Here is a 26406-nt window from a genome sequence, read left to right as displayed (position 1 = left end):
GTCCGGGGGCGACCGGCATTTGAACAAGATCGTGGGAGAGAAGAACCGGATGTCGCATGATCTGTTCGAGGCGGCGAAGACGGCGATGGCCAAGGCCTATGCGCCCTATTCGAAGTTCCCGGTGGGTGCCGCCTTGCGTACCGAGGACGGGCGCGTCTTCACCGGCGCCAATGTCGAGGTGGCGTCCTATCCGGAAGGCTGGTGCGCCGAAACGACGGCACTCGGGCATTACATCATGGGCGGCGGCGGCAGGATCGTGGAGATCGCGGTGATCGCCGAACGCATGGCCAAATGCTCGCCCTGCGGAGGCTGCCGGCAGCGGCTGGCGGAATTCTGCCGGCCGGACACGAAGCTCTATCTGTGCGACAATACCGGGGTGGCCGAGACGGTGACCATGGGCGACATGCTGCCTTACGGCTTCAGGGGCGATAACCTCAAATGAAGGAAGCGCTGGATCATCTGGTCGAGAAGCTGGACGGACTGGCGCCGACCGCGGCTCTCGTGCTGGGCTCGGGCCTTGGCGGGCTGGTCGATCAGGTCAAGGATGCCAGGCGCATCTCCTATGCCGAGTTACCGGGCTTCCCGCGCAGCGGCGTTTCCGGCCATGCCGGCGAGGTGGTTGCTGGGCATTTCGCGGGCACGCCGGTGCTGATGCTGTCCGGCCGCGCGCATTATTACGAGCATGGCAACGCCGCCGCGATGCGGCCGGCGCTGGAGGTGCTTGCCGGCATCGGCATCTCGCATTTGATCCTCACCAATGCCGCCGGCTCGGTCGATCCTGAAATGGGACCGGGCTCGGTGATGCTGATCACCGACCACATCAATTTCTCGGGCTCGAACCCGCTGATCGGAGAGCCGAGCGACCGCCGCTTCGTCGGTCTCACCGAGGCCTATGACGCGGGTTTGCGCGGCGCGATCGAAAAGGCGGCGAAGGCGACCGGCACGGCGCTGCATCAGGGCGTCTATATGTGGTTTTCCGGACCATGCTTCGAAACGCCGGCGGAAATCCGCATGGCGCGCGTCATGGGCGCCAACGCGGTCGGCATGTCGACCGTGCCAGAGGTCATCCTCGCCCGCTTCCTCGGGCTCAAGGTCGCCGCCTGCTCGGTCATCACCAACCTGGCTGCGGGCATGACCGGAGCGGAGCTCTCGCACCAGGAAACCAAGGATATGGCGCCGGTCGGCGGCGCGCGGCTGGCGACGATCCTGCGGCGCGTCTTCCAGGACGGCCTGCCCGACTGATGCTGCCGCAGGAGATCATCCGCCGCAAACGCGACGGCCACAAACTCTCGGCCGACGAGATCGCGGCCTTCGTCGCGGGGCTGACGACCGGCAGCATCTCCGAGGGTCAGGCCGGCGCCTTCGCGATGGCCGTGTTCCTCAACGGCATGAGCCGCGAGGAAACGGTGGCGCTGACGCTCGCCATGCGCGATTCCGGTGACGTGCTCGACTGGTCCGATCTGCCAGGCCCGGCCACCGACAAGCATTCGACCGGTGGCGTCGGCGACAATGTCTCGCTGATGCTGGCGCCGATCGTCGCCGCCTGCGGCGCCTGTGTGCCGATGATCTCGGGCCGCGGCCTCGGCCACACCGGCGGCACGCTGGACAAGATGGATGCCATCCCCGGCTATGCCAGCCAGCCGGACGTGGCGCTTTTCCGCAAGACAGTGCTGGAAACAGGCTGCGCCATCATCGGCCAGACCGCCGATTTGGCACCTGCCGACCGCAGGCTCTACGCGATCCGCGACGTGACGGGCACGGTCGAATCGGTCCCGCTGATCACCGCCTCGATCCTGTCGAAGAAGCTTGCCGCGGGGCTCGGCTCGCTGGTTCTCGACGTCAAGGTCGGCAACGGCGCCTTCATGGAGAAGTCGCGCGATGCCGTGGCGCTCGCGAACAGCCTGGTCGAGGTCGCCAACGGCGCCGGCTTGAATGCCTCGGCTCTGGTGACCGGCATGAACGAACCGCTTGCCTCGGCGGCCGGCAATGCAGTCGAAGTGAAGAATGCCGTCGATTTCCTCACCGGCCGCTATCACGACCGCCGGCTGGAGGATGTCACGCTGGCGCTGGCGGCCGAAATGCTGCAGTCGGCGGGGCTCGTCTCGTCCAACCAGGACGGCATCAGGCGCGCCACCGAGGCGCTTGCCGGAGGTCGCGCCGCAGCCGTCTTCGCGCGGATGGTGGCCGCGCTCGGCGGTCCCGGCGATTTCATCGAGAATCCGGAAAAATATCTGCCGGCGGCGCCGGTCGAACTGACCGTGAAAGCGGATCAGGACGGGTTCGTGAGCAGCATCGCCACGCGCGATATCGGGCTTGCCATCGTCACGCTCGGTGGCGGGCGTTCGCATCCTGACGACAAGATCGATCATGCCGTCGGTCTGACCAGGCTGCTGCCGGTCGGCGCAGAGGTTCGCCCGGGCGAGGCACTGGCGCTGGTGCATGCCCGCACCGACGCGGAGGCCGAAGCGGCAGCCGCAGCCGTGCGTTCTGCCTATACGATCGGGGGTTCCAAGCCGCCCGCCGAGAAGACCGTGCTCAGGCGGATATTGCCGCGATAGAGCGGTTCATCGTTTCGCGGAAACGATGAACCGCTCTATCTTGTTCTTGACGCAATTCCGGACGGAAGGCTACGGCGAGATCGCCGAGCCTAACCGCAGCACACTTTTCCTGGAATTGCTTATGCGAACTCACTGAACGAGCAGCAGCGAGCCGTCCTGGACCTGGTATTTCTGCAAGCGCTGCAGGAAGCTCATGCCGATCAGGTTGGTCTGCAGCGCCCTGTCGTCGAGCACCATCGCCTGGACGTTGTCGATCGCGATCTTGCCGATCTGCAGGCGGTCGACCGTCACCACGGCGGCCTTGATCGCCCCGTTGGCGGTGTTCACCTGGTGATTGAAGTCGGATGGGTTGAGCGAGATGCCGATCCTGCGCGCGGTCGAGGTGTTGATGGCGACCAGCGTCGCGCCGGTGTCGATCATGCCGTCGATCTGGCGGCCGTTGAGCTTGAACTGCGACGTAAAGTGACCGCGTCCATCGGCATTGACCAGCACCTGGCGGCCGAGCGGCATCGGGGCGGCGGGCTTGTCCGGGACCGAAGCGAGATTGACCTGCGGCTGAGCCTCCGGCGTTGCCGGCTGCGAGGCGACGGTCGATTTCAGCAGGCTGTCCACCAGATGCGGATTCGCCTGATAGACAATCGGGATAGAAGCCGAGGTTCCGGCAAAGATGCCAAGGATGAGAAGCTTGCGCAGCATGGATGCCCCTGGAGCGTTCACCGTTTCAAGGAAACGTCGAACCGCTCTATCCCTTTGTTTTGGAGCAATTCCGAACGGAAAACCGCTTCACACTCTTCCTGGAATTGCTCCCGAAGGCAGCATCCTTAGGCCGACATGGTGTTTGCGACTTTAACGCGTGCCGGAACCGCTTGTCTGCGTAAACAGGCGGTAAAGAAGACCGCTCATTTTGTCCCGTACATGCGGTCGCCGGCGTCGCCGAGGCCGGGCATGATGTAGCCCTTGTCGTTCAACTGCCGGTCTATCGAGGCGGTGAAGATCGGCACGTCCGGATGCGCCTTGGTGAAGCGCTCGATGCCTTCAGGCGCCGCGAGCAGGCACAGGAAGCGGATGTTGGTCGCTCCGCGTCCTTTCAGCTTGTCGATCGCGGCGATCGCCGAATTCGCGGTCGCCAGCATCGGATCGACGACGATCACCAGGCGGTCGGCAAGATCGCTCGGCGCCTTGAAGAAATATTCGACCGCTTCCAGCGTGTCGTGATCACGGTAGAGGCCGATATGGGCGACGCGCGCCGCCGGCACCAGGTCGAGCAGGCCCTCGAGCAGGCCGTTGCCGGCGCGCAGCACCGAGGCGAAGACCAGCTTCTTGCCTTCAAGCGTCGGCGCCTCCATCTCCTCGATCGGCGTCTCGATCATGGTCGTGGTCAGTTCGAGATTGCGGGTGACCTCATAGCCCAAGAGCAGCGATATCTCGCGCAGCAGCCGCCGGAAGCCGGCCGTCGAGGTCTCCTTCTTGCGCATGATGGTCAGCTTGTGCTGGACAAGGGGGTGGTCGACGACGGTGACGCCCTGCATGGTCTGCTCCAGTGAATGGTGAATAGTGAATAGTGAATAGTGAGCGGGTTTGCGAGTCCCGATGGATCGATGATTGCGGTTGACAGGCCGAAGAGCCGGCAAACCATTCACCATTCACCATTCACCATTCACCATTCACCATTCACCATTCACCATTCACCGGACTCTGGCGTCGAGCCTGGTCAGCAACATCGCCTTGGTCTTCTTGTCCACGAAGGCCGCTTCGATGGCCGTCCGGGTGATCCCGGCGAGCGCCTTGTCGTTCATGGCGAAATGCTCGGCGGCGATATCGTATTCGCGCTTCAGCGAAGTCCAGAAATAAGGCGGGTCGTCGGAATTGAGCGTCACCTTGCAGCCGGCAGCGCGCAGTGCCGGAAAGGGATGGTCGGCGAAGCTGTCGAACACCTTCAGCACGATGTTGGAGCCCGGGCAGCATTCCAGCACCACGCCCTCGGCGGCGATGCGGCGGACGAGGTCCGGGTTCTCGATGGCGCGAACGCCATGGCCGATGCGGGAAGGGCGGATGTGGTCGAGGGCCGCCTTGACACTTTCCCAGCCCATCAGCTCGCCGGCATGGATGGTGATGCCGAGGCCGGCTTCGCGCGCGATCTCGAAGGCGCGCACATAGTCCTCGAAGTCGCCGATGCGCTCGTCGCCGGCGACGCCGAAGCCGGTCACCAGCGGGTGGCCGCAGCGCGCCGCGAAGCGCGCCGCCTGCTCGATCGCCTCAACCCCGACATGGCGCACGCCGGTGACGATCATGCGGCCCTCGATGCCGGTCTTGGCCTTGGCGCGGACCATGCCTTCGCCCAGCGCATCCGTGTAGGCTTTTGGCGATAGCCCGGCCTTTTTGGCATGGTCCGGCGAGGTGAAAACCTCGGAATAGATGGCGCCGTCACGGGCGAGGCTGGTCAGATAGTGGTCGGCGAGGCGCGCATAGTCCTCTTCGGTGCGAAACAGGTCGGAAGCGAAATCGTAGGCGGCGAGAAACGAGGTGAAATCGTGCCAGACGAAGGAGCCGTCCTGGATGTAGGGCGAAGGGTCCTTGCCATATTTGCGGGCCTGGGCGACGACGAGCTCTGGCGCTGCTGCCCCTTCGATGTGGCAGTGCAGTTCGGCCTTCAAAATCATGCGGTCATTCCGCTCGGCATGCTGATCTCGCGCGGATTCTGGCCGGAAAATCATGCGGAACCTTTCTCGACCGTGTTTTGAAAGCGCGGCCGAAAACCGCGCCCTGGACAATAGCGTCGGCACCATCGATCGGCTATGGTCCCGCCGGTTTTATGACGGATCAAAATAATGTCAGTTGAGAGAACCACGGCCGCGGGCGGCATGGAAACCTCCTATGGTTTCAAGAAGGTCGGGGAAGGCGAGAAGCAGCCCCTCGTCAACGACGTCTTCCATAAGGTGGCCAATCGATACGACCTCATGAACGATCTGATGTCGGCTGGGTTGCATCGGTTGTGGAAGGACGCGATGGTCGCCTGGCTGAACCCGCCGAAGCGACCGGGCTGGAAAGTGCTCGACGTCGCCGGCGGCACGGGCGACATCGCCTTCCGCATCGTCGAGGCCAGCCAGCGCCAGGCCCATGCCACGGTGCTCGACATCAACGGCTCGATGCTGGCGGTCGGCCGCGACCGCGCCGAGAAGCAGGGCCTTGCGGCAAACACCGACTTCGTCGAGGCCAATGCTGAGGAATTGCCGTTCGAGGACGAGACCTTCGACGCCTATACGATCGCGTTCGGCATCCGCAACGTGCCGCGCATCGAGGTCGCGCTTGCCGAAGCCTATCGCGTGCTGAAGCGAGGCGGACGGTTGCTCTGCCTGGAATTCTCCGAGGTCGACATGCCATTGCTCGACAAGGCCTATGAGGCCTGGTCGTTCAACGCCATCCCCAAGATCGGCAAGGCGGTGACCGGCGACGGCGAACCCTATTCCTATCTCGTCGAATCCATCCGCAAGTTCCCCAACCAGCAGAATTTCGCGGCGATGATCACCCGCGCCGGCTTCGACCGCGTCACCTTCCGCAACTATTCCGGCGGCATCGCCGCCCTTCATTCCGGCTGGAAGCTTTGAGGCGCGGTCCCTTGCAGCAGGCCCCTTTGAAACAGGCTGGCCTATGAGCAGCGTCGGCGCCGCCTTCAGGCTGGCCAGGGCCGGCTGGGTGCTGGTCCGCGAGGGCGTCGTCGCGGCGTTGCCGGGCGAAGAGCTGTCCGGCATGCCGAAATTCGGCTGGCGCGTGGCGCGGCTTTTTACCCGCCGTCGGGCGCTGAGCTATCAGCGCGGCGACAGGCTGGCGCGGGCGGTGGTGCGGCTCGGACCTTCCTACGTCAAGCTCGGCCAGTTCCTGGCGACTCGGCCCGATGTCGTCGGCAACGACATGGCGCTCGATCTCGCGCTGCTGCAGGACAAGATGCACACCTTCCCGAAGGCGGAAGCGGTCCACGCGATCGAAGGCTCGCTCGGGCGCAAGATCGACGACCTCTATGTCGCCTTCGGTCAGCCGGTGGCTGCCGCCTCGATCGCGCAGGTGCACAGTGCGGAGGTCGCGCGCGAAGGCGCCGCTTCGCGCGTGGCGGTTAAGGTGATCCGGCCCGGCGTGCGGCACCGCTTCTACCAGGATCTCGAAAGCTATTTCCTCGCGGCCCATCTGCAGGAAAAATACATCCCCTCGTCGCGCCGGCTGCGCCCGGTCGAGGTTACCGAGACGCTGGCGCAGACCACCAGGATCGAGATGGACCTGCGGCTCGAGGCGGCGGCGCTCTCGGAACTCGGCGAAAACACCAAGGACGATCCGGGTTTTCGCGTGCCCGCGGTCGATTGGGAGCGGACCGGCCGCGACGTGCTCACCATGGAGTGGATCGACGGCGTCAAGATGAACGACATCGCCGGCCTTGCCGACGCCGGCCACGACCTCAAGGCGATCGCCGCCAACCTCATCCAGTCGTTCCTTAGGCACACACTGCGCGACGGCTTCTTCCATGCCGACATGCATCCGGGAAACCTGTTCGTCGAGGCCAACGGCACCATCGTCGCGGTCGATCTCGGCATTGCCGGCCGGCTCGGCAAGAAGGAGCGCCGCTTCCTCGCCGAGATCCTCTACGGCTTCATCGTGCGCGACTACCAGCGTGTCGCCGAAGTGCATTTCGAGGCCGGCTACGTGCCGCGCCAGCACAATGTCTCGGCCTTCGCGCAGGCGATCCGCGCCATCGGCGAGCCGATCCACGGCCAGTCGGCCGACACCATCTCGATGGCCAAGCTCCTGACCTTGCTGTTCGAGGTCACTGAGCTGTTCGACATGGCGACGCGGCCGGAGCTGATCCTGCTGCAGAAGACGATGGTGGTCGTCGAGGGTGTTGCCCGCACGCTCGATCCGGCCTTCAACATGTGGAAGACCTCGGAGCCCGTGGTCGGCGACTGGATCGCCGGCAATCTCGGTCCGCGCGGACTGCTCACCGACGCGCGCGACGGCGCCAAGGCGCTGCTGGCGCTTGCACGGCAGGCGCCGGACCTCGCTGCCCGCACCGACCGGCTGTCGCGCGAGATCGATCTGATGGCCGAGAAAGGCCTGCGCTTCGACGAAGCGACCGCCCGCGCCATCGGCAAGGCCGAAGCGCGCCACACCCGCTCCGGCCGTGTGGCGCTATGGGTGATCGCGCTGACCCTGATCTACATCGCCTGGAAATTGCTCTGATTGCCAAGCGGTTGCCGCAGTCTGATTGCATTGCTATCATCGCATGCACTGCATGCAAGCGAGTGCAATCACATGGCTAGCATCACGATCCGTAATCTCGATGACGAGGTCAAGGACCTGCTCCGGCAACTCGCGGCCGAAAATGGCTGCTCGATGGAAGAGCAGGCGCGGGCGATGATCCGCGCCGCGGTCGAAGGCCGGGCGGGGCAGTCAGACCGCATCGGCCGGATCGAGCAGACCTTGCGTGCGTTGACAGGTTCGAAGGAGCAGGCGACGCCGGTTGCTGCCGCTGCTGGAAGGCCAATCGCGCGCGGTTCTCTTTCCGGCAAGCGCGTCCTGCTCATCATCGGTGGCGGCATCGCCGCCTATAAATCGCTCGACCTGATCCGGCGGCTGCGCGAACGCGGCGCTTCGGTGCGGGTGGTGATGACGTCGGCCGCGCAGGAATTCGTCACCACGCTGTCGGTCGGCGCGCTTTCGGCCGACCATGTCTTCACCGAGCTGTTCGACCGCAATGACGACCACGATGTCGGCCATATCCGCCTGTCGCGCGAGGCCGACCTGCTTGTCGTTGCGCCGGCGACCGCCGACCTGATGGCGAAGCTCGCCAACGGCCATGCGAACGACCTTGCCTCGACGGTGCTTCTGGCCACCGACAAGAAGGTGCTGATGGCCCCGGCGATGAATCCGAAGATGTGGGCGCATCCGGCAACGCGGCGCAACCGGGCGACCTTGCAGAAGGACGGTATCGCTTTTGTCGGTCCCGTCAAGGGCGAGATGGCCGAAAGCAACGAAGCGGGCGAGGGCCGTATGGCCGAGCCGCTCGAGATCGTCGCCGCGATCGAGGCGATGCTCGACGAGAAGCCGAAGCCGCTTGCCGGCCGCAGGATCATCGTCACCTCCGGGCCGACGCATGAGCCTATCGATCCGGTGCGCTACATCGCCAACCGCTCGTCGGGCAAGCAGGGCCATGCGATCGCGACCGCGCTTGCGAAGCTCGGCGCCGATGTGCGGCTCGTCTCCGGTCCAGTCACCATCGCCGATCCGGCCGGTGTCGCGACCACGCATGTCGAAACAGCCGCCCAGATGAAGCAGGCGGTCGAGAGCCTGTTGCCGGCGGATGCCGCCGTGTTTGTCGCGGCGGTCGCCGACTGGCGCACCGCCAACGCCGCCGGCGAGAAGATCAAGAAGGTGGCGGGCAAGGGGCCGCCTTCGCTGCAGATGGTCGAAAATCCCGACATCCTGGCCGGCATCGGCCATCATGCGCAGCGGCCAGGCCTCGTCGTCGGCTTCGCCGCCGAGACGCAGGACCTCATCGCCAATGCCGAGGCAAAGCTCAAGAAAAAGTGCGCCGACTTCATCGTCGCCAATGACGTTTCGCATGAAAGCGGCATCGGGCCGTCCGGCGTGATGGGCGGCGACCGCAACAAGGTGCGCATCGTCTCCAGGACCGGCGTCGAGGAATGGCCGGAAATGGGCAAGGACGAAGTGGCGGCGCGCCTCGCCACGTTGATTGCCGAGCGGCTGGCGACAATTGTCGTCTAGCCGGCCGCTTGCTGAGGCCGCAACGCCGGCAGCGCGATCCTGAGCGCGGCGATGCATCCAAGGACCCCAAGCGGCACGAAGGCGAGGAACAGCCAGCCGGCAACGCCGGCAGCCGCTTCACGGTTCAGGCCCTCCGAGAAGCCGCTGGCGTTGGCGACGATGCCGGCAAGTGCTGCGCCCACCGCGTAGCCGATGCGCTGCATGGTCGGCACGGCGGCCGACGCTATCGTCTGCTCGCCGTCGCGGGCCGAAGCGACGATGACGCGCGTGAGGAATGGCCAGCACACGCCGAAGCCGCCGCCCTGCAGCAGGGCGCAGAGCAGGATCAGCGGGATCGAGCCTGCCGGAATGGCATAGGCGAAACCGGCGAGACCGGAGGCGATCATCAGCGCGCCGACGACGATGATCAGTCTCTCGCGCTCCAGCGGCGCATTGGCGACGAGGATCGACAGGATCGACCAGGCGATCGATTCGGCGGCAATGATGTAGCCGGTGGTCAGGATCGGTATGTCGTGCAGCGTGGTCAGAAGCAGCGGCCCGTAGATGGTGAAGCTGCAGGTGGCCACGGAGAATGCCGCAACCATGGTCATGCCGCTGCCAAGCGGCGAGCGCCACGAGAACAAAGGCGATGGAAAGAGCCGCGATTGCGGCCTGAGAGCATCGATGCGGAAGAACAGCGCCAAGCCGATCAGGCCGAGCAGGAGCAGCAGCGACGAGCGCACAAGGGCAATATCGATGCCGGCTGCGGCGATCAGCACCACGCTGAAGGCGAGACAGGCGAGCGCCGGATAGGGAAAGCGTGGCGCCCTGCCGCCGACGGCCTGCGGCTTCGCTGCCTCGGGCGTGTCAAGCACGATGAAGCTCGCCAGCGCCATCGCCGCGCCGCCGAAAGTGAAGATGCCGAACGCCCAGCGCCATGACAGGAACTCCGTCATGAGCGCGCCGAGCATCGGACCGCTGAAGGCGGCGACGCCCCAGACCGCGGACATGATGCCGAAGAGCTGCGGCCAGATGTTGCGTGGAAACAGGCGCTCGACCGAGACGAAGGCCAGCGACACGAGCGCGCCGCCGCCAAGGCCTTCGACCAGGCGCCCGGCGAGGAACAGCGGCATCGAAGGGGCCGTTGCGCAAATCAACGCGCCGGCCGCATAGAGCAGGGCTGCGACCATCATGTTGGAGCGCAGCGCGACATAGCTGACCAGCCGGCCGGCCGCGGCACCCGCGACAATGGCGCCAAGCTCGTAGACCGCCAGCGACCAGCCAACCAGCTGCACGCCCGCGAGATCGCCGACCATGGCGGGCATCACCGTCGCCACCATCGTCTCGTTGGTGGCATGCAGGAGGATACCGAGGCTGACGAAACAGAAGCGTGCCAGGTCGCCGCTCGCCCACAGCGCCCGCCAATCCACCCTGTGGCCGGACACCTTGTTGCCGCTTTCTGCCGTCACGCCAATCTCCTCGATGCATTGCAGCCTCATTCGCTTTTCAAATGGGCGCCAGGTCCAGTTCGGCGGTGCTTGTAGAACCTCAAGCGTAGTTGAGCTCAAGAGGCTTTTTCGCGAATCTGACGTTGCAGGCAGGATCGTGGGTTTAACGACCTTATGCGATCCTCAAAAAAGCACTTGGCCCGGAACAATGTGTTCCGGGCCAAGTGTTCCAGACGGACTTTTGAAGCCGAAAGCTTCACTTGTAGGAGTGGACGAGATCCAGCGAGGCCACCGCGACGGCGAGGTTGACGCCGGTCTGCGCCTGGACGCTGAGCGGCTCCAGCATGAAGGCGCCGTCGAGGCCGCCGACCAGGAGATTGGCGCCGCCGCCGGTCACCACGGAAGCCTCGGCGTTGACGCCGTAATAGCTGCCGGCGAGGTCGCCCGCCTCATGTTGACGCGTGGCGCCGAGCACCGCCCAGACGAGCTGACCCTGATGCGTCTGGCCAATGTCGACGCCGAGCTTGGAGATCATGCCGGTGTACTGTTCGGCCGGCCCGTGATGGTAGGGACGGAAGGTACAGGCGACGCCCTTGTTCGACGTGATGACGTAGCCGATGCCGCCGTCGATCGTGCAATCGAGCGTGCCGAGCCGGAGCGTGCCGGCGCTTACCGGAGAAGCGAGGACCGTGGCGGCAAGCGCGGCAGCGGCACAGGCAAGTGTTTTGATCATTGGAAAGGTCCTTTCGCGAAATCTTGGCCCCGGCCTAAACGATCGAGGTGCACGGAGCGTTCCGCCGGAAACTTGGCGCGAACATGGCAAAGGTTAACGCATCGCGCTGGGCGGTTAACGGATCGCTATCGGGCGTCTCCGCAGCGCAACACCACGGTCGCCAGCGGCGACCGGGGACGACGCGGCGTCAGCTTTCGATCAGCTGGCGTTGCCGCCGGTGCGCGACAGGCCGTCCTTGGCCGGCTGGTAGTTGGGGTCGAGGTGGACGGCCTCGCGGTAGGACTTGGCCGCCCTTACCTTGTCGCCGCGCTTTTCATAGATCAGCGCCTGGTTGGCCCAGGCCTCGGCGTTCTTGCCGTCGAGCTTGATGGCCATGTTGAAGTCGGAGAAGGCGTTGTCCTGGTCGCCTGTGGCCAGATAGGAGAGGCCGCGGCCGTTGTAGGGCTCGGCAGCGTCCGGCGCCAGCGAGATCGCGGTCGAGAAATCCTCGATGGCGAATTTGTGCTGGCCCTGGCTCTGATAGATCAGGCCGCGATTGTGGTAGGCGCGAGCGTCGGTGGTGTCGAGCTGGATCGCCTTCTGGAAGTCGTTGAAGGCATCCTGAGTGCGGCCGGCCTTGCGATAGAGATTACCGCGGCCGATATAGGCGGCGTCGTAATTGGCGTTGATCTGGATCGAGCGGTTATAGTCGGCCAAGGCGGCTTCCTGGTTGCCGAGGAAGCGCTGGATCAGCGCGCGGTTCGAATAGGCCTGGTAGAAGTTCGGGTTGAGCTGGATGGCCTGGTTGAAGTCCTTCAGCGCCGCCTGGTACTGGCCGCCGCGGCCATAGGCCGAGCCGCGCACATTGTAGCCCTCGGGATCCTGCGGGCTGCGCTGGATGACGGCCGAAAGCGACGAGATATTCTCGCTCGAGCCTTGCGCCTTGTCGATGTTGTTGAACTCGCCGGTCGGCGTCGTCTGGCATGCTGCAAGCGTCAGACCCGAAAGCAGGGCCGCCGTCAGGGCGAAGCCGCGAAAAGCGGTTTTGCGCTCCACGGAAATTGCGTTCATCTTTGTCCTCACTGCCGCAGCGCCGTCAGTTCGTTCCCTCTCCGAACCGGCTCCTATGCATAAACAAAAAGGTGGCGGCGATTCCGCATCGCGCCACCCTCGGTATCCTTCGAAAAGGACGAAAAATAGGCGTTATGAGCGCGGCGAGCGCGAAGCGCCGGCGGCACCAGCCGGAGCCGGACGCGGGGTCATCGGCAGCAGGCCTTCGCGCTGGGCGCGCTTGCGGGCCAGCTTGCGGGCGCGGCGCACGGCCTCAGCCTTCTCGCGGGCACGCTTCTCGGACGGCTTCTCGTAGTGACCGCGCATCTTCATTTCGCGGAAAATACCTTCGCGCTGCATCTTCTTCTTCAGCGCGCGAAGCGCCTGATCAACGTTGTTGTCGCGGACGAGTACCTGCACGGGCAATCCTGTCTTCGGGTTTGAAATCGTTAGGCAATCAGCCATAGCTGGGATGCCTCCGCGGCGAATTGCACCGCGAATTGTGGCGGCTGATAGCAGAATCAGGCTGGGATGTCCACCGCTGATTGCGGGAAACAGCGATCAAAAAACCGGGCGCTGCGCCCGGCAGTGCTTCAACCGTCCACCGCCGCCAGATGGAGGCGGGCGAAGTCCTCGAAAAACTCGCCATAATCGCAGGTGATTTCCTCGCCGGCGGCGATGTCGCGAATGGCGGTGGCGCCGCCATATTGTGAGAAATCCGTGTTCGGCCGCTCCGAATGGTTCATGAAGCGGCCATTGTCGACCTCATAGACCATGAAGCCGGGCTTGTCCGGGCTCGGATAGGCATAGCGGTCGAGCAGTTCCTTGAGATGCGGGGATGCGGCTTCATATTTTTCCATCGGGATCAGCCGGTCGAAATCCGGATCGAGGCGCCAGATCGAGGCGCCTTTGCGGATCGGCTCCGCGGCAAAGACCCCGACGCCTTCGATGGCGCTCTGGGCAACATAGGTTCTGATCAGTAGCATCGTTCCGGTCCGATTTCGACGGGAAACAAATCGTCAAATTGGACCGGAATGCAAGGCCGTATCGCTAGATTTCAACGGATGAGCATGTCTGCTGTCCGCCGGGCGATCACGTCCGGTTGATCGAGACGCCGCCATCGGCAAACAATGCCGTGCCGGTGGTGAAGCTCGAGGCATCCGAGGCGAGATAGAGCGCGGAGCGGGCGATCTCCTCCGGCTGCGCCATGCGCTTCAACGCATGAATGCCTTCGACGAAGGCGCGCGCCTCGGGTGTGGTTGTGGTCGCGCCGGGCGTGTCGGTGCCGCCGGGCAGCAGCGCGTTGACGCGCAGTCCTTGCGGGCCGTACTCGGCGGCGAGCACCTGCGTCAGGCCGATCAGTCCGGCCTTGGCCGCGGCGTAGGCGGCCATGCCCGGCATGCCGGCAGTGTAGCCGACGAAGCTCGAGGTGAAGATCAGCGAACCGCCGCCGCGCTCCAGCATGGCCGGAATCTGGTGCCTGGCGGCGAGATAGGCGCTGGTCAGGTTGGTGTCCATCGTCTCCTGCCAGGTCGCCGGCGCCAAGTCGGTGACCGGCCCCATCACGCCAACGGCGCCGGCATTGTTGAAGGCGATGTCGAGGCCGCCGAAGCGAGCCACAGCGAGTTCCACCAACGCCCGCGCATAGGCTTCGTCCCTTACGTCGCCCGCAAGTGCGACCGCAGTGCCCCCGGCATCCTCGATCTCGCCGACGAGCGTGTCGAGCTCGGCTTGGCGCCGGGCGGCCACGACCAGGCTCGCGCCTTGCTCGGCAAACAGCCTGGCGGTGGCGCGGCCGATGCCGGAACTGGCGCCAGTGACGATGGCGACTTTGCTTGCCAGGGTGAACATGTCTCAGCATCCTTCCTTTGTGCCGGCTTGCGGCGATGGATGCTTGGTCGCAGATGAGGATTGCCGCGGCCACCCGAAACCTGCAACGGCCGCCATTGCCCTACTGCCGCAACAGCCAACCCAGCCGGTCCAGCGAGAAGGCATAGTTGAAGGCAATCAACAGGGCCATGACGATGCCAATGGCGGCGTGACCGGTCAGACAGAATCCCGTGGCGCCGCCGCACAGGATGACAAGTTCCAGCGCCAGCCTGACGGCGCCGGGCATTGGCACCGGAGCTCGGCCCGACCGGCTCGGATCGTCGGGCACGGCGAAAGTGCCCCACAACACGGCCGCGACGATTGGCAAGCCAATAGCGAGAATCCAGCGCCAGAATCCGGCCGAGAGGCTCCAGCCCGCCATGCCGAGACCAAGCAAGGCGGCAAGCTCAAGCAGAAAGCGCAGGATAAGATTCCACCAGGCGTTACCCATCATCGTCTCCGGATTCGCGCGACGGGAAGTGTCGCCGAAGACCCCTGTCGAAGCCAGATCGGATGCATCATTTTGACCGAGGCGCAAAACGGCAAGCGCCGTCGCAAACAGCGCAAGGATGACATCGCTGTTTCGCTAGTGATACACCTCGCGTGACGGGAGAGGCCCGAACCACATCCGCGATTTTTGGCGCGAGGCTTAACGTGAAGAAATACTCGGTATTCGCCATTGCCCGCGAGGCCATGCGCGGCCACAAGGGCTGGGAAGAGCAGTGGACGTCGCCCGAGCCGAAGAAGGAATACGACGTCATCATCGTTGGCGCCGGCGGGCATGGCCTGGCGACGGCCTATTATCTGGCGAGCGAGCACGGCATCACCAACATCGCGGTGCTGGAAAAGGGCTGGCTCGGCGGCGGCAACACCGGCCGCAACACCACCATCATCCGCTCCAATTACCTCTATGACGAGAGCGCCGGCATCTACGACCATGCGCTGAAGCTGTGGGACGGGCTGAGCCAGGAGCTCAACTACAACGTCATGTATTCGGCGCGCGGCGTCATGATGCTGGCGCACAATGTGCACGACATCCAGGTGTTCAAGCGCCACATCCACGCCAACCGGCTCAACGGCATCGACAATGAGTGGCTGACGCCGGAGCAGGCGAAGGAATTCTGTCCGCCGCTGAACATCTCCAAGGAAGCGCGCTATCCGGTGATGGGCGCGGCGTTGCAGCGGCGCGGCGGCACGGCGCGTCATGACGCGGTTGCCTGGGGCTATGCGCGCGGCGCCTCGGCGCGCGGCGTGCACATCATCCAGAACTGCGAGGTCACCGGCATCAAGCGCGCCGCGAACGGCGCGGTCAGCGGCGTGGAGACGACGCGCGGCTTCATCGGCGCCAAGAAGGTCGGCGTGGTCGCGGCCGGCCATTCCTCCGTCATCATGAACATGGCCGGCGTGCGCATGCCGCTCGAAAGCTATCCGCTGCAGGCGCTGGTGTCGGAGCCGATCAAGCCGGTCGTGCCCTGCGTGGTGATGTCGAACACGGTGCACGCCTATATCTCGCAGTCGGACAAGGGCGAGCTCGTCATCGGCGCCGGAACCGACCAGTATGTCTCCTATTCGCAGACCGGCGGCCTGCACATCCTGCAGCACACGCTCGATGCCATCTGCGAGATGTTCCCGATCTTCACGCGCATGAAGATGCTGCGCTCCTGGGGCGGCATCGTCGACGTCACTCCCGACCGGTCGCCGATCCTGGCGAAGACGCCGGTCAAGGGCCTCTACGTCAATTGCGGCTGGGGCACGGGCGGCTTCAAGGCGACACCCGGTTCGGGCAACGTCTTTGCCCATACGATCGCGAAGGACGAGCCGCATCCGATCAACGCGCCCTTCACGCTCGAGCGCTTCCGCACCGGCCGTCTCATCGACGAGGCCGCCGCGGCGGCGGTGGCGCACTGATCCATCGACTACGGCGAATTGTAGGAACAAACAGAATGCTTCTCATCCGCTGCCCCTATTGCGAGGAAGAGCGCCCGGAACTCGAGTTCCGCAATGCCGGCGAGGCGCATATCGCGCGCTCCACCAACATTGCCGCCGAGAGCGACGACGATTTCGAGAAATTCTTCTTCATCCGCGCCAATCCGAAGGGCGTCATCTATGAGCGCTGGCGGCACATCCATGGTTGCGCGCGCTTCTTCAACGCGGTGCGCGACACCGTCACCGACAGGTTCGTCATGACCTACAAGGCCGGCGAGCCGAAGCCGGCGAAACTGCCTGGAGCCGCGAAATGAGCGCCGCATTCCGTATCTCCGGCGCCGGCCGCCTGAGCCAGGCGAAGACCGCCTCGTTCAGCTTCGATGACAAGTCCTATACCGGCATCGAGGGCGACACGCTTGCCTCGGCGCTGCTCGCCAATGGCGTGCACCTGGTCGGGCGCTCGTTCAAGTACCACCGGCCGCGCGGCTTCCTCTCGGCCGGCGCGGAAGAGCCCAATGCGCTGGTGCAGATCGTGCGCGACGATGCGCGCAAGACGCCCAATGTGCGCGCCACCGTGCAGGAGCTCTATGACGGGCTGACGGCCAACTCGCAGAACCGCTGGCCCTCGCTCGCCTTCGACATCGGCGCCGTCAACGACATCGCCTCGCCGATGTTCTCGGCCGGCTTCTACTACAAGACCTTCATGTGGCCGAAATGGGCCTGGAAGGATCTCTACGAGCCGAAGATCCGCGCGGCCGCCGGCCTCGGCGTTTCACCCGAGAAGCCGGATCCGGACCACTATGCCGCGCGCTACGCGCATTGCGAGGTGCTGGTGCTGGGCGGCGGCGCCGCCGGCATTGCGGCCGCGCTCGCCGCTGCCGAAACGGGCGTGCGGGTGATCCTCGCCGACGAACAGGCCGAATTCGGCGGCAGCCTGCGCTTCGAGAGCGGCGCCAGGATCGACGGCCAGAGCGGCCATGCGTGGGCGCAAGCCGCAATCGCGAAGCTCAAGGCGATGGACAATGTGCGCGTGCTGTCGCGCACGACTGCCTTCGGCTATTACGCGCAGAATTTCGTCGGCCTGGTCGAGCGGGTCAGCGACCATCTCAAGAGCCCCGGACATGAGCTGGCGCGCGAACGCCTGTGGCAGGTTCGCGCCGGGCGCGTCGTGATCGCCACCGGCGCTATCGAGCGCCATATGGTGTTCGCCAACAACGACCGCCCGGGCGTGATGCTGGCTTCTGCGGCGCGCACATACCTCAACCACTATGGCGTCGCGGTCGGCAGGAATGTCGGCGTCTATACGGCCAACGATTCCGCTTACGCGGCGGCCATCGACCTCAAGAAGGCAGGCGTCAATGTCGCGGCGATCGTCGACCTGCGCGACAACCCGGCTGGACCGGCGATCGACGAGGCGAGGGCGCTCGGCATCGAGATCAATTTCGGCCGTGCGGTGGTCAGCGCCGGCGGCAAGCTGCGCGTGTCCTCCATGACCGTGCAACCGAAGAATGGCGGCGGCGAGCGGACCATTCCGGTGGACGCGATCCTGATGTCGGCCGGCTGGACGCCGTCGGTGCATCTGTTCTCGCAGTCGCGCGGCAAGGTCGCCTTCAACGATGAGACCAAGCGCTTCGTGCCCGGCACCTATGCGCAGGACTGCGTCTCGGTCGGCGCCTGCAACGGTACAGACGGACTGGACGCGACGGTCGACGAGGCCTATGCGGCGGGCGCCAAGGCGGCGAAGGACGCCGGCGGCAAAGCCGGCAAGGGGGCCAAGCCGAAGGTCGACGCCGGCGAGAGCTGGTCGCGCGGCATGCTGGGCGCAGGGCCCGGCGCCGGGCCGGGCACCACGGTCAAGGCCTTCGTCGATTTCCAGAACGACGTCACCGCCAAGGACATCCGCCAGGCGGTGCATGAAGGCATGCACTCCATCGAGCACGTCAAGCGCTTCACCACCAACGGCATGGCGACCGACCAGGGCAAGACGTCGAACATGCACGGGCTGGCGATCGCCGCCGAGGAACTCGGCAAGCCGATCCCGCAGGTCGGCCTCACAACGTTCCGCGCGCCCTACACGCCGGTGACCTTCGGCTCGATCGTTGGGCATGCGCGCGGCGCGCTGTTCGATCCGACCCGGCGTACGGCGACGCATGGCTGGGCGGCCTCGCATGGCGCCGTGTTTGAGGATGTCGGCCACTGGAAGCGCGCGTGGTATTTCCCGAAAGCCGGCGAGGACATGCACAAGGCGGTCGACCGCGAATGCGTGACGGTGCGCAAGGTCGGCGGGCTGTTCGACGCCTCGACGCTCGGCAAGATCGAGGTGGTCGGGCCGGATGCCGCGAAATTCATGGAGCTGCTCTACACCAACCCATGGGAGAAGCTGGAAACCGGGCGCTGCCGCTATGGCATCATGCTGCGCGAGGACGGCTTCATCTATGATGACGGCGTCGTCGGTCGGCTGGCACCCGATCGCTTCCACGTGACGACGACGACCGGCGGCGCGCCGCGCGTCATGAACCACATGGAGGATTACCTCCAGACCGAGTTCCCGCATCTCAACGTCTGGCTGACCTCGATCACCGAGCAGTGGGCGGTGATCGCGGTGCAGGGGCCGAAGTCGCGCGAAATCATCGCGCCGCTGGTCGAGGGCATCGACATGTCGGATGAGGGAATGCCGCATATGTCGGTGCGCGAAGGCAAGATCTGCGGGGTGCCGACGAGGCTGTTCCGCATGTCCTTCACCGGCGAGCGCGGGTTCGAGGTCAACGTGCCGGCCGATTACGGTGAGGCGGTCTGGGAAGCGTTGTGGGCCGAAGGCCAAAAACATGGCGCGACCGCCTACGGCACCGAGTCGATGCACGTGCTGCGCGCCGAAAAGGGCTACATCATCGTCGGCCAGGATACCGATGGCACGGTGACGCCGAACGACGCCGGGCTCGACTGGGCGGTCGGCAAGAAGAAGACCGACTTCGTCGGCATCCGCGGCCTGACCCGGACGGATCTGGTAGCCAAGGGCCGCAAGCAACTCGTCGGCCTGAAGACCAAGGATCCAAAGGTCGTGCTGGAAGAGGGCGCGCAGATCGTCGCCGATCCGAAGCAGCCGATCCCGATGAAGATGATCGGCCATGTCACGTCGAGCTACTGGTCGGAGAATTGCGGCCGCTCGATCGCGCTCGCGCTGGTCGCCGGCGGTCGCGACCGCCTGGGTGAGACGCTCTACGTGCCGATGCCGAACGGCACGATCGAGGTCGAGGTCACAGGCATGGTGTTCGTCGACGAGAAGGGAGAACGCCTCAATGGCTAAGGCCACCGCCAAGACAAAAGCCGCTTCCGCTTCCGTCGAGCGGCGCCCAGCGCTTGCCGGTCGCACGGTGTCGGCGCCTGGCGTGAAGGTGGAGATGCTGCCGCCGGCCGAGCGTATTTCACTGCGCGCGCCGCAGGCTTCGCTTGCCGAACTCTCCAAGGCGCTCGGCGTCACGCTGCCGACAAAGCCGAAGACCTCGGCGACCAAGGACGGGCGCACGGCGCTGTGGCTCGGACCGGACGAATGGCTGATCATCGACGAGGCGGGCAACGATCCGCTCGCCGACTGCGCCACGGTGACGACGCTGCATTCGGCGGTCGGTATCTCGCACCGCAATGTCGGGATTTCAGTCGCTGGACCATCGGCCGCGGTGACGGTCAATTCGGGCTGTCCGCAGGACCTGTCGCTCGAGGCTTTCCCCGTCGGCGCGGCCTCGCGCACCATCCTCGGCAAATCCGAGATCGTGCTGTTGCGCACGGCGGCCGACGCGTTCCGGGTGGAGTGCTGGCGTTCCTTCTCGGACTATGTCTTTACTCTGCTGTCGGAAGCGGCAAGCGACGCGGCGAACTGATCTTCACGCTGCGCTGTCGGAAAGCCGCGCGGCAGGAACCATCGCCGGCCCTGTCCGTTTCCGCAGCTTGCGAGGGAGGTTGTCGATGCCGTCCAGAACCGCGCCGAAGTCGCCGAAGAAGACGGCGGCAGTCCGTTCGCTGGAGCAGGAGCGCCATCACGAGGTCGAGGAAGAGGAACTCGAGGAAGGCCTCGAGGACACGTTTCCAGCCAGTGACCCGGTGTCGATCACCAGTAGCGCCATCCCCGGCGCGCCGGCCAAGCCCGGCAAGGCCAAGGCCGTGGCGGGAACGAAACGGCCCAAGAAATAGGCTTCGGGCCGGTCCTCGAAGCTGCAGGCAAAACGAAAAAGGGCGGCCAAGTGCCGCCCATTTTCATTGATCGTCCCGACAGAACTTACAGGCCAGGCACGAACCACGGGCTGACGTCGATGCCAAGGCGCGGGGTCTTGGTCTGGGTCTTGGTGGCGTCCGCCTTTTCGACCGAACCGGTGGCGGTGCAATCGAGAACCACATTGGCCTTGGTCTGGACGCAGGCGGCCGGAGCGTGCTTGACCGACTGGGTCGTGCCGGCAAAAGCGGCGCCCGAGAAAGCCAGCACGGCGGCGAAGGTGAGGATGGTCTTCTTCATTTTCCGTCTCCAGTCATCTCTTTTCGTACATGTACGATACAGCGTACAAATACGGTGAGCGGAAACGGAATTCAAGAGGAAATCTGTACGCGTACGACAACTTTTTTTGAACGTAGGAACTCGCCACGGCGAATCAAGCCGAAGATGGCGCAAAAACAGCTGTGGCGATCAGCAGTCGACCGGGGTTTCGGTGAGCGGCGGGATTTCGTGTTCCGACAGCGAGGCCATCATGAAGTTGCACATGCGCTTCACGTAAGTTTCGGGGTCGCCGAAAGGATAGAAGGGAAAGGTGATCAGCAACGAAATCGTGCCGTGGCCGACCGTCCACAGCATGGTCGCGATGGCGCGCGGATCGCCCTTGAGCTTGCCGGCCGCGACGCAGGCCTCGACGCGTTTGATCAGCACCTTCATGGCCGGATTGCCCTCTTCCATGTCCTCGTAGCTGCGGCCCTCGGGCAGCTTGGTCTTCTCGGTCATGAAGACGGTGCGATACTCATTGGGATTGCCGAGCCCGAAGGCGGCATATTCGGTCATCACCGCCTTGAGCGCCTCGACCGGATCGTCGGCGGGATGGTCCTCGATGCGCCGGGCGAGCGTTTCGAAGGCATCTTCGGCCAGCGCGAAGAGGATGTCCTGCTTGTCGGCGAAATAGGAATAGACCGACATCGGCGCATAGCCGACCCGCTTGGCCAGCTTGCGGATGGTCAGGCCCTCATAGCCTTCTTCCTGCACCAGCTTGTGAGCCGCCGCGACCAGTTCGGAGCGAAGCTCCGCCTTTTGTTTTTCGCGGCGTTTCTGAACGCTCAGCGTCAATGTCCGCTGCCTTTTTCGTTGGTTGCCTGACGAAATTATATACGCTGTACGGAAACGGACAAGAGAGCGCTCCGGTTCCGCAACGTCCGTTCAAACTCTTCGGTTAACGCGATTGCGGAGCCTAGAACGTTTCACCGTTTCACGGAAACGGCGAAACGCTCTATCTCTTTGTTTTTACGCAATTCCGAACGGAAAACCGATCACACTTTTCCTGGAATTGCTCTAGCCGTTCCCCAGCACGTTCAAATGGCGCCGATGCCGCCGTCGAGCGCCAGCGCATGGCCGGTCATGAAGGAGTTGCCGGGGTCGGCAAGGAACAGGATGCCGGTGGTGATCTCATCGACCTCGCCGACGCGCTTCATCGGCACGCCGCGCGTAAGCTCGGCAAGCGCTTCGGCTTCGGGCGCTCCGGTGAAACGCACGAAACCGTCGACCATCGCCGTGCGGGTGTGGGCCGGGCAGACGGCGTTGATGCGGATCCCTTTGCTGGCATATTCCGCGGCGGCAGAGCGGGTCAGCCCGACGACGCCGTGCTTGGCGGCGGCATAGACCGAAAGCTTCGGCGCGCCGGAGAGACCGGCGACCGAGGCGATGTTGACGATGACGCCGCCCTTGCCGCTTTCCCTGAACTGCCGTTCCAACTGAGGGATCTGGTGCTTCATGGCATAGAACACGCCGAGCAGGTCGACCTCGACCACGCGGCGCGCTTCCTCCGAGGTCACCTGTGGCAGGCGCACGAAGGCGTGCACGATGCCGGCATTGTTGACGGCGATGTCGAGCCGGCCGAATTTTTGAACGGCAAGCTTCACCAGGTCCTCCGAGAGTTTTTCGTCGGCAATGTTGCCGGCAAGGTGAGCAGTCTCGGCGTCGAGCGTTGCGGCGAAACCGCCCAGCGCAGCTTCGTCGAGATCGGAGAGCACGAGCCGCGCCCCTTCGGCGGCGAAGGCTTTTGCCGCGCCGCTGCCGAGGCCGCCGGTCGCGCCGGTGATCAGCACCGTCATCCCATCGAAACGGCCCATGGCTCAGCTCTCCCGCGTTCAGCTGTTCTCGTCGATCAGTTCCACCGCAAGCGCGGCGAGCAGCTTCACTGCCCCGCCATAGGTCTTTGCCTTTTCCGGATTGGAGGCGTTGCCGTCCAGCGCGCGGCGGTAGACGCCCTGGCAGATCGCCGCCAGCCGGAAGAACGAGAAGGCGAGGAAGAAGGTCCAGTTGTCGATCTTCTGGATGCCGCGCCGCCTGCAATAGGCCGCGACATAGGCCTCCTCGGACGGCAGGCCGGCAGCGGCGCGGTCGACGCCGTCAAGGCCGCGAAAGCCCGAGGCATGCGGCAGGCGCCATTGCATGCATTGGTAGGCGAGGTCGGCGAAGGGGTGGCCGAGCGTCGACAGCTCCCAGTCGAGCAGCGCGATGACTTTCGGCGCATCGGGCGCGAACATCATGTTGTCCAGCCGATAGTCGCCATGGACAAGCGACACGCGGCCGTCATCGGCCGGCATATGCGTTTCGAGCCATGCAATCAGCCTGTCGATATCGGCTATGGTTTCGGTTTCGGAGACCCGGTATTGGCCGGCCCAGCGCGCGAGCTGGCGCTCGAAATAGCTGCCGGGCTTGCCGAAATCGCCAAGGCCGACGGCGCCGACATCGACATCGTGCAGGGCGGCAAGCGTCGCGTTCATCGCGTCGTAGATCGCGGCACGCTCTTCATTGCCCGAAACCTCAGGCAGCGACGGATCCCAGAAGATGCGGCCGTCGAGATATTCCATGACGTAGAACATGCGGTCGATCGGAGAGTCCTCGCCCGACAGATGCAGCATGCGCGGCACCGGCACAGCCGTGCCGGCGAGCGCCCGCATGACCCGGAATTCGCGGTCGACCTGATGCGCGGATTTCAGCAGTTGTCCCGGCGGCTTGGCGCGCAGCACATAGCGGCCACTGGCGGCGGTCAAAAGATAGGTCGGATTGGATTGCCCGGATTTGAATTTTTCGATCGCGGACAGGCCGGCAAAACCCGGGATATGCGCCTCGAGATAGGGCGCTAGCGCCGCCTGGTCTATGGCACCGGCCTCGCTGCTCATGCGTTCTCGGGCTGGCGCTCGATCAGCGTCAAGGTCAGCCAACGCGCCGTCAGCGCCGGCTTCTTCGAGCCTTCGATCTCGATGGTCACGTCATGCGCGGTCTGCACCCAGCCCGAGGGCCTCACCTTGACGTCCGCCAGCACGAAATGGGTGCGGATGCGCGAGCCGGTCTTCACCGGCGCCAGGAAGCGCAGCGTATCGAAACCGTGGTTGACGCCCATCTTGCCGTTCTCCAGCGGCGGCATGGTCTCGAAGGTCATTGCCGACAGAAGCGACAGCGACAGGAAACCATGCGCGATGGTGCCGCCGAAAGGCGTCTCGCGCTCGGCGCGCTCCGGATCGCAATGGATGAACTGGTGGTCGTCGGTCGCATCGGCAAACTGGTCGATCATGCGCTGCGTCACCGTTCGCCAGGGCGAGACGCCGACCTCCTTGCCGACGCTTGCCAGAAGCGTATCGAGACTGATCGGTTCCACGCTGATGTCCTCCGCACCCGCGCCCGGACTACGGTTCCTCGAACCGGGCGTCTTATTCCTTGAACAACGTCATTCCATGCTGCACCGACTGGCCGCCGTCGATCGGCAGGATGGCACCGGTGACATAGCTTCCGGCTCGGCTGCACAAATAAAGCGTTGCGCCGGCAATGTCATCCGCCACGCCGATGCGGCCGAGCGGAACATGGTTACCGACATGTTTCGCCTGCTCCTCGGTCGCGGTGGCAAACGCCGTCATCCGGCTCTGGAAAGGACCCGGTGCAAAGGCGTTGACGGTGATGTGGCGGGCGGCGAACTCGATCGCCAGCGTGCGTGTCAAATGATGCACCGCCGCTTTCGAGGCCGCGTAGGAATAGGCATCGTCGGCCAGCGGCTGGGTGCCCATCACCGAGCCGAGATTGATGACGCGGGCAGGATCCTCCTGGCTCGCGGCGGCGTCGAGCAACGGCAACAGCTCCCGCGTCAGGTGGAAGACGGCGGTGACATTGACGCCGAACACCTTGGCCCAGGCGTGGTAAGGGAAATCCTGCAGCGGTGCGCCCCAGGAAATGCCGGCATTGTTGACCAGGATGTGCAGGTGCTCCGTGCGCGCCTTGACCTCGGCGACTAAAGCGGCGATGCCCGCTTCGCTGGACACGTCGCCGGCGAAGCCCTCGGCATGGCCGGAGCCGCCGAGCGCGTTCAAGTCGTTGGCGACTTTCGTGCAATCCTCACCCTTGCGCGAGGCGATCATCACATGAGCGCCGGCGCGGACCAGACCGGTTGCCACCATGCGGCCGATGCCGGTCGCCGCACCCGTCACCAGCGCGGTCTTGCCGGCGACCGAGAACAGCTTGTCCAGATAGCTCATTGCATTCCTCCGCACATCTCGATCAAACCGGCGAGGGACTCGCGTTGACAAGGCTAGCCGAAGTACGGTCATCCTTGCCACGGGTAAAGATCTATCTTCGGAAAGGCCGTAAGCGATGACGGATATGAATCTCGGCATGAGCGAGCGGCTGAAGCCAATCCATCAGCGCGTGGCGGCGATGGTGCGCGACGAGATCGCGCCGCTCGGCGAGGAATTTCTCGCCGAGATCGGCAAGGGTGGCGACCGCTGGTCCTATACGGCGAGGCAAACGGAAATCCTGGAAGGCCTGAAGAAGACGGCGCGGGAGCGCGGGCTGTGGAATTTCTGGCTGACCGACTCCGGGCGCGGCTATGGTCTTTCCACTGTCGAATATGCCTATCTGGCGGAAGAGATGGGCAAGGCGCATCTCGGCGCCGAGACCTTCAACTGCTCGGCGCCCGACACCGGCAACATGGAAGTGCTGGAGCGTTACGGCTCGGAAGCGCACAAGCGAGACTGGCTGGAGCCGCTGCTCGAGGGCAAGATTCGCTCGGCCTATCTGATGACCGAGCCGGACGTCGCCTCCTCGGACGCGACGAACATTTCGATGCACTGCGAGCGGCAGGGCGACGACTATGTGCTGAACGGCGAGAAATGGTGGGCTTCCGGAGCGGGCGATCCGCGCTGCGCCATCTATATCGTCATGGTCAGGACCGGCTCGGACGCGGAGCCGCAGCATCGACGGCATTCGATGATCCTGGTGCCGGCTGACAGCAAGGGCATCAGCAAGTTGCGGCCAATGCAGGTCTATGGCGACGACGACGCGCCGCACGGCCATATGCATCTCAGATTCGACAATGTGCGGGTGCCGGCGGCAAACCTGATCCTCGGCGAGGGCAGGGGCTTCGAGATCGCGCAAGGCAGGCTCGGTCCCGGCCGCATCCACCATTGCATGCGCGCCATCGGCCAGGCCGAGATGGCGCTGGAAATGTTGTGCCAGCGCTCGGTGCGGCGCGAGGCCTTCGGCCAGCCCCTGGCAAAGCTCGGCGCCAATTTCGACATTATCGCCGAATGCCGGATGGAGATCGAGATGGCGAGGCTGCTCTGCCTCAAGGCGGCCTGGATGATCGACCAGGGAGATGCGCGCGCCGCCGCGCCCTGGATCAGCCAGATCAAGGTGGTGGCGCCGCGCGTCGCGCTGAAGGTCACCGACGAGGCGGTGCAGATGTTCGGCGCGCAAGGCATCAGCCAGGATACACCGCTCGCCCGCTCCTGGACGCATCTGAGGACGTTGCGGCTGGCCGACGGGCCGGATGCTGTGCACCGGCGGCAGGTGGCGCGCACGGAACTGAGGAAATACACGCAGGAAAAGGTCTGACGA

At 64.7% G+C, this 26406-nt stretch carries 28 protein-coding genes; 12 read left to right on the top strand and 16 right to left on the bottom strand.

From position 1 onward, the window contains the following. Positions 1 to 49: 49 nt before the first annotated feature. From cdd to deoA, 3 genes are read left to right on the top strand one after another with little or no spacing between them, the layout of a single operon-like run. Positions 50 to 442: a cytidine deaminase gene (gene cdd, locus WDX12_RS03505; RefSeq protein ID WP_434723937.1), complete on the top strand. Its 393-nt coding sequence runs from the start codon at positions 50 to 52 to the stop codon at positions 440 to 442. Further along, positions 439 to 1242: a purine-nucleoside phosphorylase gene (locus tag WDX12_RS03500; protein WP_434723936.1), complete on the top strand. Its 804-nt coding sequence runs from the start codon at positions 439 to 441 to the stop codon at positions 1240 to 1242. The genes cdd and WDX12_RS03500 overlap by 4 nt, the downstream gene beginning before the upstream one ends. Beyond that, positions 1242 to 2558, top strand: coding sequence for a thymidine phosphorylase (deoA, locus tag WDX12_RS03495; protein ID WP_434723935.1), 1317 nt, complete (start codon positions 1242 to 1244; stop codon positions 2556 to 2558). The genes WDX12_RS03500 and deoA overlap by 1 nt, the downstream gene beginning before the upstream one ends. 129 nt (positions 2559 to 2687) lie before the next feature. Here deoA and WDX12_RS03490 read toward each other — a convergent pair whose 3' ends face one another. From WDX12_RS03490 to WDX12_RS03480, 3 genes are all read right to left on the bottom strand, one after another. Continuing rightward, on the bottom strand, positions 2688 to 3254 hold the full coding sequence (locus WDX12_RS03490; RefSeq protein ID WP_320293045.1) for a TIGR02281 family clan AA aspartic protease: 567 nt from the start codon (positions 3252 to 3254) through the stop codon (positions 2688 to 2690). 203 nt (positions 3255 to 3457) lie between these two features. Next, positions 3458 to 4087: a uracil phosphoribosyltransferase gene (gene upp, locus WDX12_RS03485; RefSeq protein WP_112096510.1), complete on the bottom strand. Its 630-nt coding sequence runs from the start codon at positions 4085 to 4087 to the stop codon at positions 3458 to 3460. 156 nt (positions 4088 to 4243) lie between these two features. Beyond that, on the bottom strand, positions 4244 to 5218 hold the full coding sequence (locus WDX12_RS03480; RefSeq protein WP_434723934.1) for an adenosine deaminase: 975 nt from the start codon (positions 5216 to 5218) through the stop codon (positions 4244 to 4246). Positions 5219 to 5386: 168 nt separating this feature from the next. On the opposite strand from WDX12_RS03480, the gene ubiE reads away from it, so the two are divergent. The 3 genes from ubiE (at position 5387) to coaBC (ending at position 9326) form a co-directional block, all read left to right on the top strand. Further along, on the top strand, positions 5387 to 6163 hold the full coding sequence (gene ubiE / locus WDX12_RS03475; RefSeq protein WP_434723933.1) for a bifunctional demethylmenaquinone methyltransferase/2-methoxy-6-polyprenyl-1,4-benzoquinol methylase UbiE: 777 nt from the start codon (positions 5387 to 5389) through the stop codon (positions 6161 to 6163). Positions 6164 to 6206: 43 nt separating this feature from the next. Further along, complete coding sequence (gene ubiB, locus WDX12_RS03470; protein ID WP_320293048.1) at positions 6207 to 7781, top strand: 2-polyprenylphenol 6-hydroxylase; 1575 nt, start codon at positions 6207 to 6209, stop codon at positions 7779 to 7781. 72 nt (positions 7782 to 7853) lie between these two features. Beyond that, positions 7854 to 9326 carry a bifunctional phosphopantothenoylcysteine decarboxylase/phosphopantothenate--cysteine ligase CoaBC gene (coaBC, locus tag WDX12_RS03465; RefSeq protein WP_434723932.1) on the top strand — a complete coding sequence of 491 codons (1473 nt, stop codon included), beginning with the start codon at positions 7854 to 7856 and terminating at the stop codon, positions 9324 to 9326. Here the strand turns inward: coaBC and WDX12_RS03460 are convergent. The 7 genes from WDX12_RS03460 to WDX12_RS03430 all read right to left on the bottom strand — a co-directional run bounded on the left by WDX12_RS03460 (position 9323) and on the right by WDX12_RS03430 (position 14922). Further along, positions 9323 to 10774: an MFS transporter gene (locus WDX12_RS03460; RefSeq protein ID WP_434723931.1), complete on the bottom strand. Its 1452-nt coding sequence runs from the start codon at positions 10772 to 10774 to the stop codon at positions 9323 to 9325. The genes coaBC and WDX12_RS03460 overlap by 4 nt on opposite strands. 235 nt (positions 10775 to 11009) lie before the next feature. Beyond that, complete coding sequence (locus WDX12_RS03455; RefSeq protein WP_434723930.1) at positions 11010 to 11486, bottom strand: DUF992 domain-containing protein; 477 nt, start codon at positions 11484 to 11486, stop codon at positions 11010 to 11012. A gap of 198 nt (positions 11487 to 11684) precedes the next feature. Continuing rightward, complete coding sequence (locus tag WDX12_RS03450; RefSeq protein WP_434723929.1) at positions 11685 to 12536, bottom strand: tetratricopeptide repeat protein; 852 nt, start codon at positions 12534 to 12536, stop codon at positions 11685 to 11687. Positions 12537 to 12668: 132 nt separating this feature from the next. Next, positions 12669 to 12935 carry a 30S ribosomal protein S21 gene (rpsU, locus tag WDX12_RS03445; RefSeq protein ID WP_027165252.1) on the bottom strand — a complete coding sequence of 89 codons (267 nt, stop codon included), beginning with the start codon at positions 12933 to 12935 and terminating at the stop codon, positions 12669 to 12671. Positions 12936 to 13108: 173 nt separating this feature from the next. Next, a complete protein-coding gene (locus WDX12_RS03440) occupies positions 13109 to 13501 on the bottom strand; it encodes an SET domain-containing protein (protein ID WP_434723928.1) in 393 nt (130 codons plus the stop codon). Between the two features lie 106 nt (positions 13502 to 13607). After that, positions 13608 to 14366, bottom strand: coding sequence for an SDR family oxidoreductase (locus WDX12_RS03435; protein ID WP_320293054.1), 759 nt, complete (start codon positions 14364 to 14366; stop codon positions 13608 to 13610). Between the two features lie 100 nt (positions 14367 to 14466). Then, positions 14467 to 14922: a YrdB family protein gene (locus WDX12_RS03430; protein ID WP_434723927.1), complete on the bottom strand. Its 456-nt coding sequence runs from the start codon at positions 14920 to 14922 to the stop codon at positions 14467 to 14469. 116 nt (positions 14923 to 15038) lie between these two features. On the opposite strand from WDX12_RS03430, the gene WDX12_RS03425 reads away from it, so the two are divergent. The 5 genes from WDX12_RS03425 (at position 15039) to WDX12_RS03405 (ending at position 20495) form a co-directional block, all read left to right on the top strand. Beyond that, positions 15039 to 16292 carry a sarcosine oxidase subunit beta gene (locus tag WDX12_RS03425; RefSeq protein WP_320293056.1) on the top strand — a complete coding sequence of 418 codons (1254 nt, stop codon included), beginning with the start codon at positions 15039 to 15041 and terminating at the stop codon, positions 16290 to 16292. Between the two features lie 35 nt (positions 16293 to 16327). Next, on the top strand, positions 16328 to 16624 hold the full coding sequence (locus WDX12_RS03420) for a sarcosine oxidase subunit delta (RefSeq protein WP_434723926.1): 297 nt from the start codon (positions 16328 to 16330) through the stop codon (positions 16622 to 16624). Next, on the top strand, positions 16621 to 19614 hold the full coding sequence (locus WDX12_RS03415) for a sarcosine oxidase subunit alpha (RefSeq protein WP_434723925.1): 2994 nt from the start codon (positions 16621 to 16623) through the stop codon (positions 19612 to 19614). Before WDX12_RS03420 ends, WDX12_RS03415 begins: the two co-directional genes overlap by 4 nt. Further along, positions 19607 to 20185 carry a sarcosine oxidase subunit gamma gene (locus tag WDX12_RS03410; protein WP_434723924.1) on the top strand — a complete coding sequence of 193 codons (579 nt, stop codon included), beginning with the start codon at positions 19607 to 19609 and terminating at the stop codon, positions 20183 to 20185. Before WDX12_RS03415 ends, WDX12_RS03410 begins: the two co-directional genes overlap by 8 nt. Positions 20186 to 20270: 85 nt before the next feature. Next, positions 20271 to 20495 carry a hypothetical protein gene (locus tag WDX12_RS03405; protein ID WP_434723923.1) on the top strand — a complete coding sequence of 75 codons (225 nt, stop codon included), beginning with the start codon at positions 20271 to 20273 and terminating at the stop codon, positions 20493 to 20495. Between the two features lie 85 nt (positions 20496 to 20580). Here the strand turns inward: WDX12_RS03405 and WDX12_RS03400 are convergent, their stop codons facing one another. From WDX12_RS03400 to WDX12_RS03375, 6 genes are all read right to left on the bottom strand, one after another. Beyond that, positions 20581 to 20814, bottom strand: coding sequence for a DUF680 domain-containing protein (locus WDX12_RS03400; protein WP_434723922.1), 234 nt, complete (start codon positions 20812 to 20814; stop codon positions 20581 to 20583). Positions 20815 to 20982: 168 nt separating this feature from the next. Beyond that, positions 20983 to 21627 carry a TetR/AcrR family transcriptional regulator gene (locus WDX12_RS03395; RefSeq protein WP_434723921.1) on the bottom strand — a complete coding sequence of 215 codons (645 nt, stop codon included), beginning with the start codon at positions 21625 to 21627 and terminating at the stop codon, positions 20983 to 20985. A gap of 242 nt (positions 21628 to 21869) precedes the next feature. Continuing rightward, positions 21870 to 22646, bottom strand: coding sequence for an SDR family NAD(P)-dependent oxidoreductase (locus WDX12_RS03390; RefSeq protein ID WP_434723920.1), 777 nt, complete (start codon positions 22644 to 22646; stop codon positions 21870 to 21872). Positions 22647 to 22664: 18 nt separating this feature from the next. After that, a complete protein-coding gene (locus WDX12_RS03385; protein WP_434723919.1) occupies positions 22665 to 23702 on the bottom strand; it encodes a phosphotransferase family protein in 1038 nt (345 codons plus the stop codon). Then, entirely contained in the window at positions 23699 to 24178 is a 480-nt protein-coding gene (locus WDX12_RS03380; protein ID WP_430699199.1) for a MaoC family dehydratase, read from the bottom strand. The genes WDX12_RS03385 and WDX12_RS03380 overlap by 4 nt, the downstream gene beginning before the upstream one ends. Before the next feature lie 52 nt (positions 24179 to 24230). Next, entirely contained in the window at positions 24231 to 25046 is an 816-nt protein-coding gene (locus tag WDX12_RS03375) for an SDR family oxidoreductase (protein ID WP_320293065.1), read from the bottom strand. A 115-nt stretch (positions 25047 to 25161) separates the two neighbouring features. Here WDX12_RS03375 and WDX12_RS03370 point away from each other — a divergent pair, with 115 nt between their 5' ends. Then, on the top strand, positions 25162 to 26403 hold the full coding sequence (locus WDX12_RS03370) for an acyl-CoA dehydrogenase family protein (protein WP_434723918.1): 1242 nt from the start codon (positions 25162 to 25164) through the stop codon (positions 26401 to 26403). Positions 26404 to 26406 lie beyond the last annotated feature (3 nt).

Source organism: Mesorhizobium sp. RIZ17 (genome assembly GCF_051127865.1).
Taxonomy (GTDB): domain Bacteria; phylum Pseudomonadota; class Alphaproteobacteria; order Rhizobiales; family Rhizobiaceae; genus Mesorhizobium; species Mesorhizobium humile.
The sequence above is the reverse complement of the archived record's forward strand: the minus strand, read 5'-3'. Positions and strand labels throughout refer to the sequence as shown.

What these genes read in the sequence shown, in the direction of transcription:
- cdd (WP_434723937.1), top strand. Translation starts at nt 50, where the DNA reads ATGTCGCATGATCTGTTCGAGGCGGCGAAGACGGCGATGGCCAAGGCC.
- WDX12_RS03500 (WP_434723936.1), top strand. Translation starts at nt 439, where the DNA reads ATGAAGGAAGCGCTGGATCATCTGGTCGAGAAGCTGGACGGACTGGCG.
- deoA (WP_434723935.1), top strand. Translation starts at nt 1,242, where the DNA reads ATGCTGCCGCAGGAGATCATCCGCCGCAAACGCGACGGCCACAAACTC.
- WDX12_RS03490 (WP_320293045.1), bottom strand. Translation starts at nt 3,254, where the DNA reads ATGCTGCGCAAGCTTCTCATCCTTGGCATCTTTGCCGGAACCTCGGCT.
- upp (WP_112096510.1), bottom strand. Translation starts at nt 4,087, where the DNA reads ATGCAGGGCGTCACCGTCGTCGACCACCCCCTTGTCCAGCACAAGCTG.
- WDX12_RS03480 (WP_434723934.1), bottom strand. Translation starts at nt 5,218, where the DNA reads ATGATTTTGAAGGCCGAACTGCACTGCCACATCGAAGGGGCAGCAGCG.
- ubiE (WP_434723933.1), top strand. Translation starts at nt 5,387, where the DNA reads ATGTCAGTTGAGAGAACCACGGCCGCGGGCGGCATGGAAACCTCCTAT.
- ubiB (WP_320293048.1), top strand. Translation starts at nt 6,207, where the DNA reads ATGAGCAGCGTCGGCGCCGCCTTCAGGCTGGCCAGGGCCGGCTGGGTG.
- coaBC (WP_434723932.1), top strand. Translation starts at nt 7,854, where the DNA reads ATGGCTAGCATCACGATCCGTAATCTCGATGACGAGGTCAAGGACCTG.
- WDX12_RS03455 (WP_434723930.1), bottom strand. Translation starts at nt 11,486, where the DNA reads ATGATCAAAACACTTGCCTGTGCCGCTGCCGCGCTTGCCGCCACGGTC.
- WDX12_RS03450 (WP_434723929.1), bottom strand. Translation starts at nt 12,536, where the DNA reads ATGAACGCAATTTCCGTGGAGCGCAAAACCGCTTTTCGCGGCTTCGCC.
- WDX12_RS03440 (WP_434723928.1), bottom strand. Translation starts at nt 13,501, where the DNA reads ATGCTACTGATCAGAACCTATGTTGCCCAGAGCGCCATCGAAGGCGTC.
- WDX12_RS03435 (WP_320293054.1), bottom strand. Translation starts at nt 14,366, where the DNA reads ATGTTCACCCTGGCAAGCAAAGTCGCCATCGTCACTGGCGCCAGTTCC.
- WDX12_RS03420 (WP_434723926.1), top strand. Translation starts at nt 16,328, where the DNA reads ATGCTTCTCATCCGCTGCCCCTATTGCGAGGAAGAGCGCCCGGAACTC.
- WDX12_RS03415 (WP_434723925.1), top strand. Translation starts at nt 16,621, where the DNA reads ATGAGCGCCGCATTCCGTATCTCCGGCGCCGGCCGCCTGAGCCAGGCG.
- WDX12_RS03410 (WP_434723924.1), top strand. Translation starts at nt 19,607, where the DNA reads ATGGCTAAGGCCACCGCCAAGACAAAAGCCGCTTCCGCTTCCGTCGAG.
- WDX12_RS03405 (WP_434723923.1), top strand. Translation starts at nt 20,271, where the DNA reads ATGCCGTCCAGAACCGCGCCGAAGTCGCCGAAGAAGACGGCGGCAGTC.
- WDX12_RS03400 (WP_434723922.1), bottom strand. Translation starts at nt 20,814, where the DNA reads ATGAAGAAGACCATCCTCACCTTCGCCGCCGTGCTGGCTTTCTCGGGC.
- WDX12_RS03390 (WP_434723920.1), bottom strand. Translation starts at nt 22,646, where the DNA reads ATGGGCCGTTTCGATGGGATGACGGTGCTGATCACCGGCGCGACCGGC.
- WDX12_RS03385 (WP_434723919.1), bottom strand. Translation starts at nt 23,702, where the DNA reads ATGAGCAGCGAGGCCGGTGCCATAGACCAGGCGGCGCTAGCGCCCTAT.
- WDX12_RS03375 (WP_320293065.1), bottom strand. Translation starts at nt 25,046, where the DNA reads ATGAGCTATCTGGACAAGCTGTTCTCGGTCGCCGGCAAGACCGCGCTG.
- WDX12_RS03370 (WP_434723918.1), top strand. Translation starts at nt 25,162, where the DNA reads ATGACGGATATGAATCTCGGCATGAGCGAGCGGCTGAAGCCAATCCAT.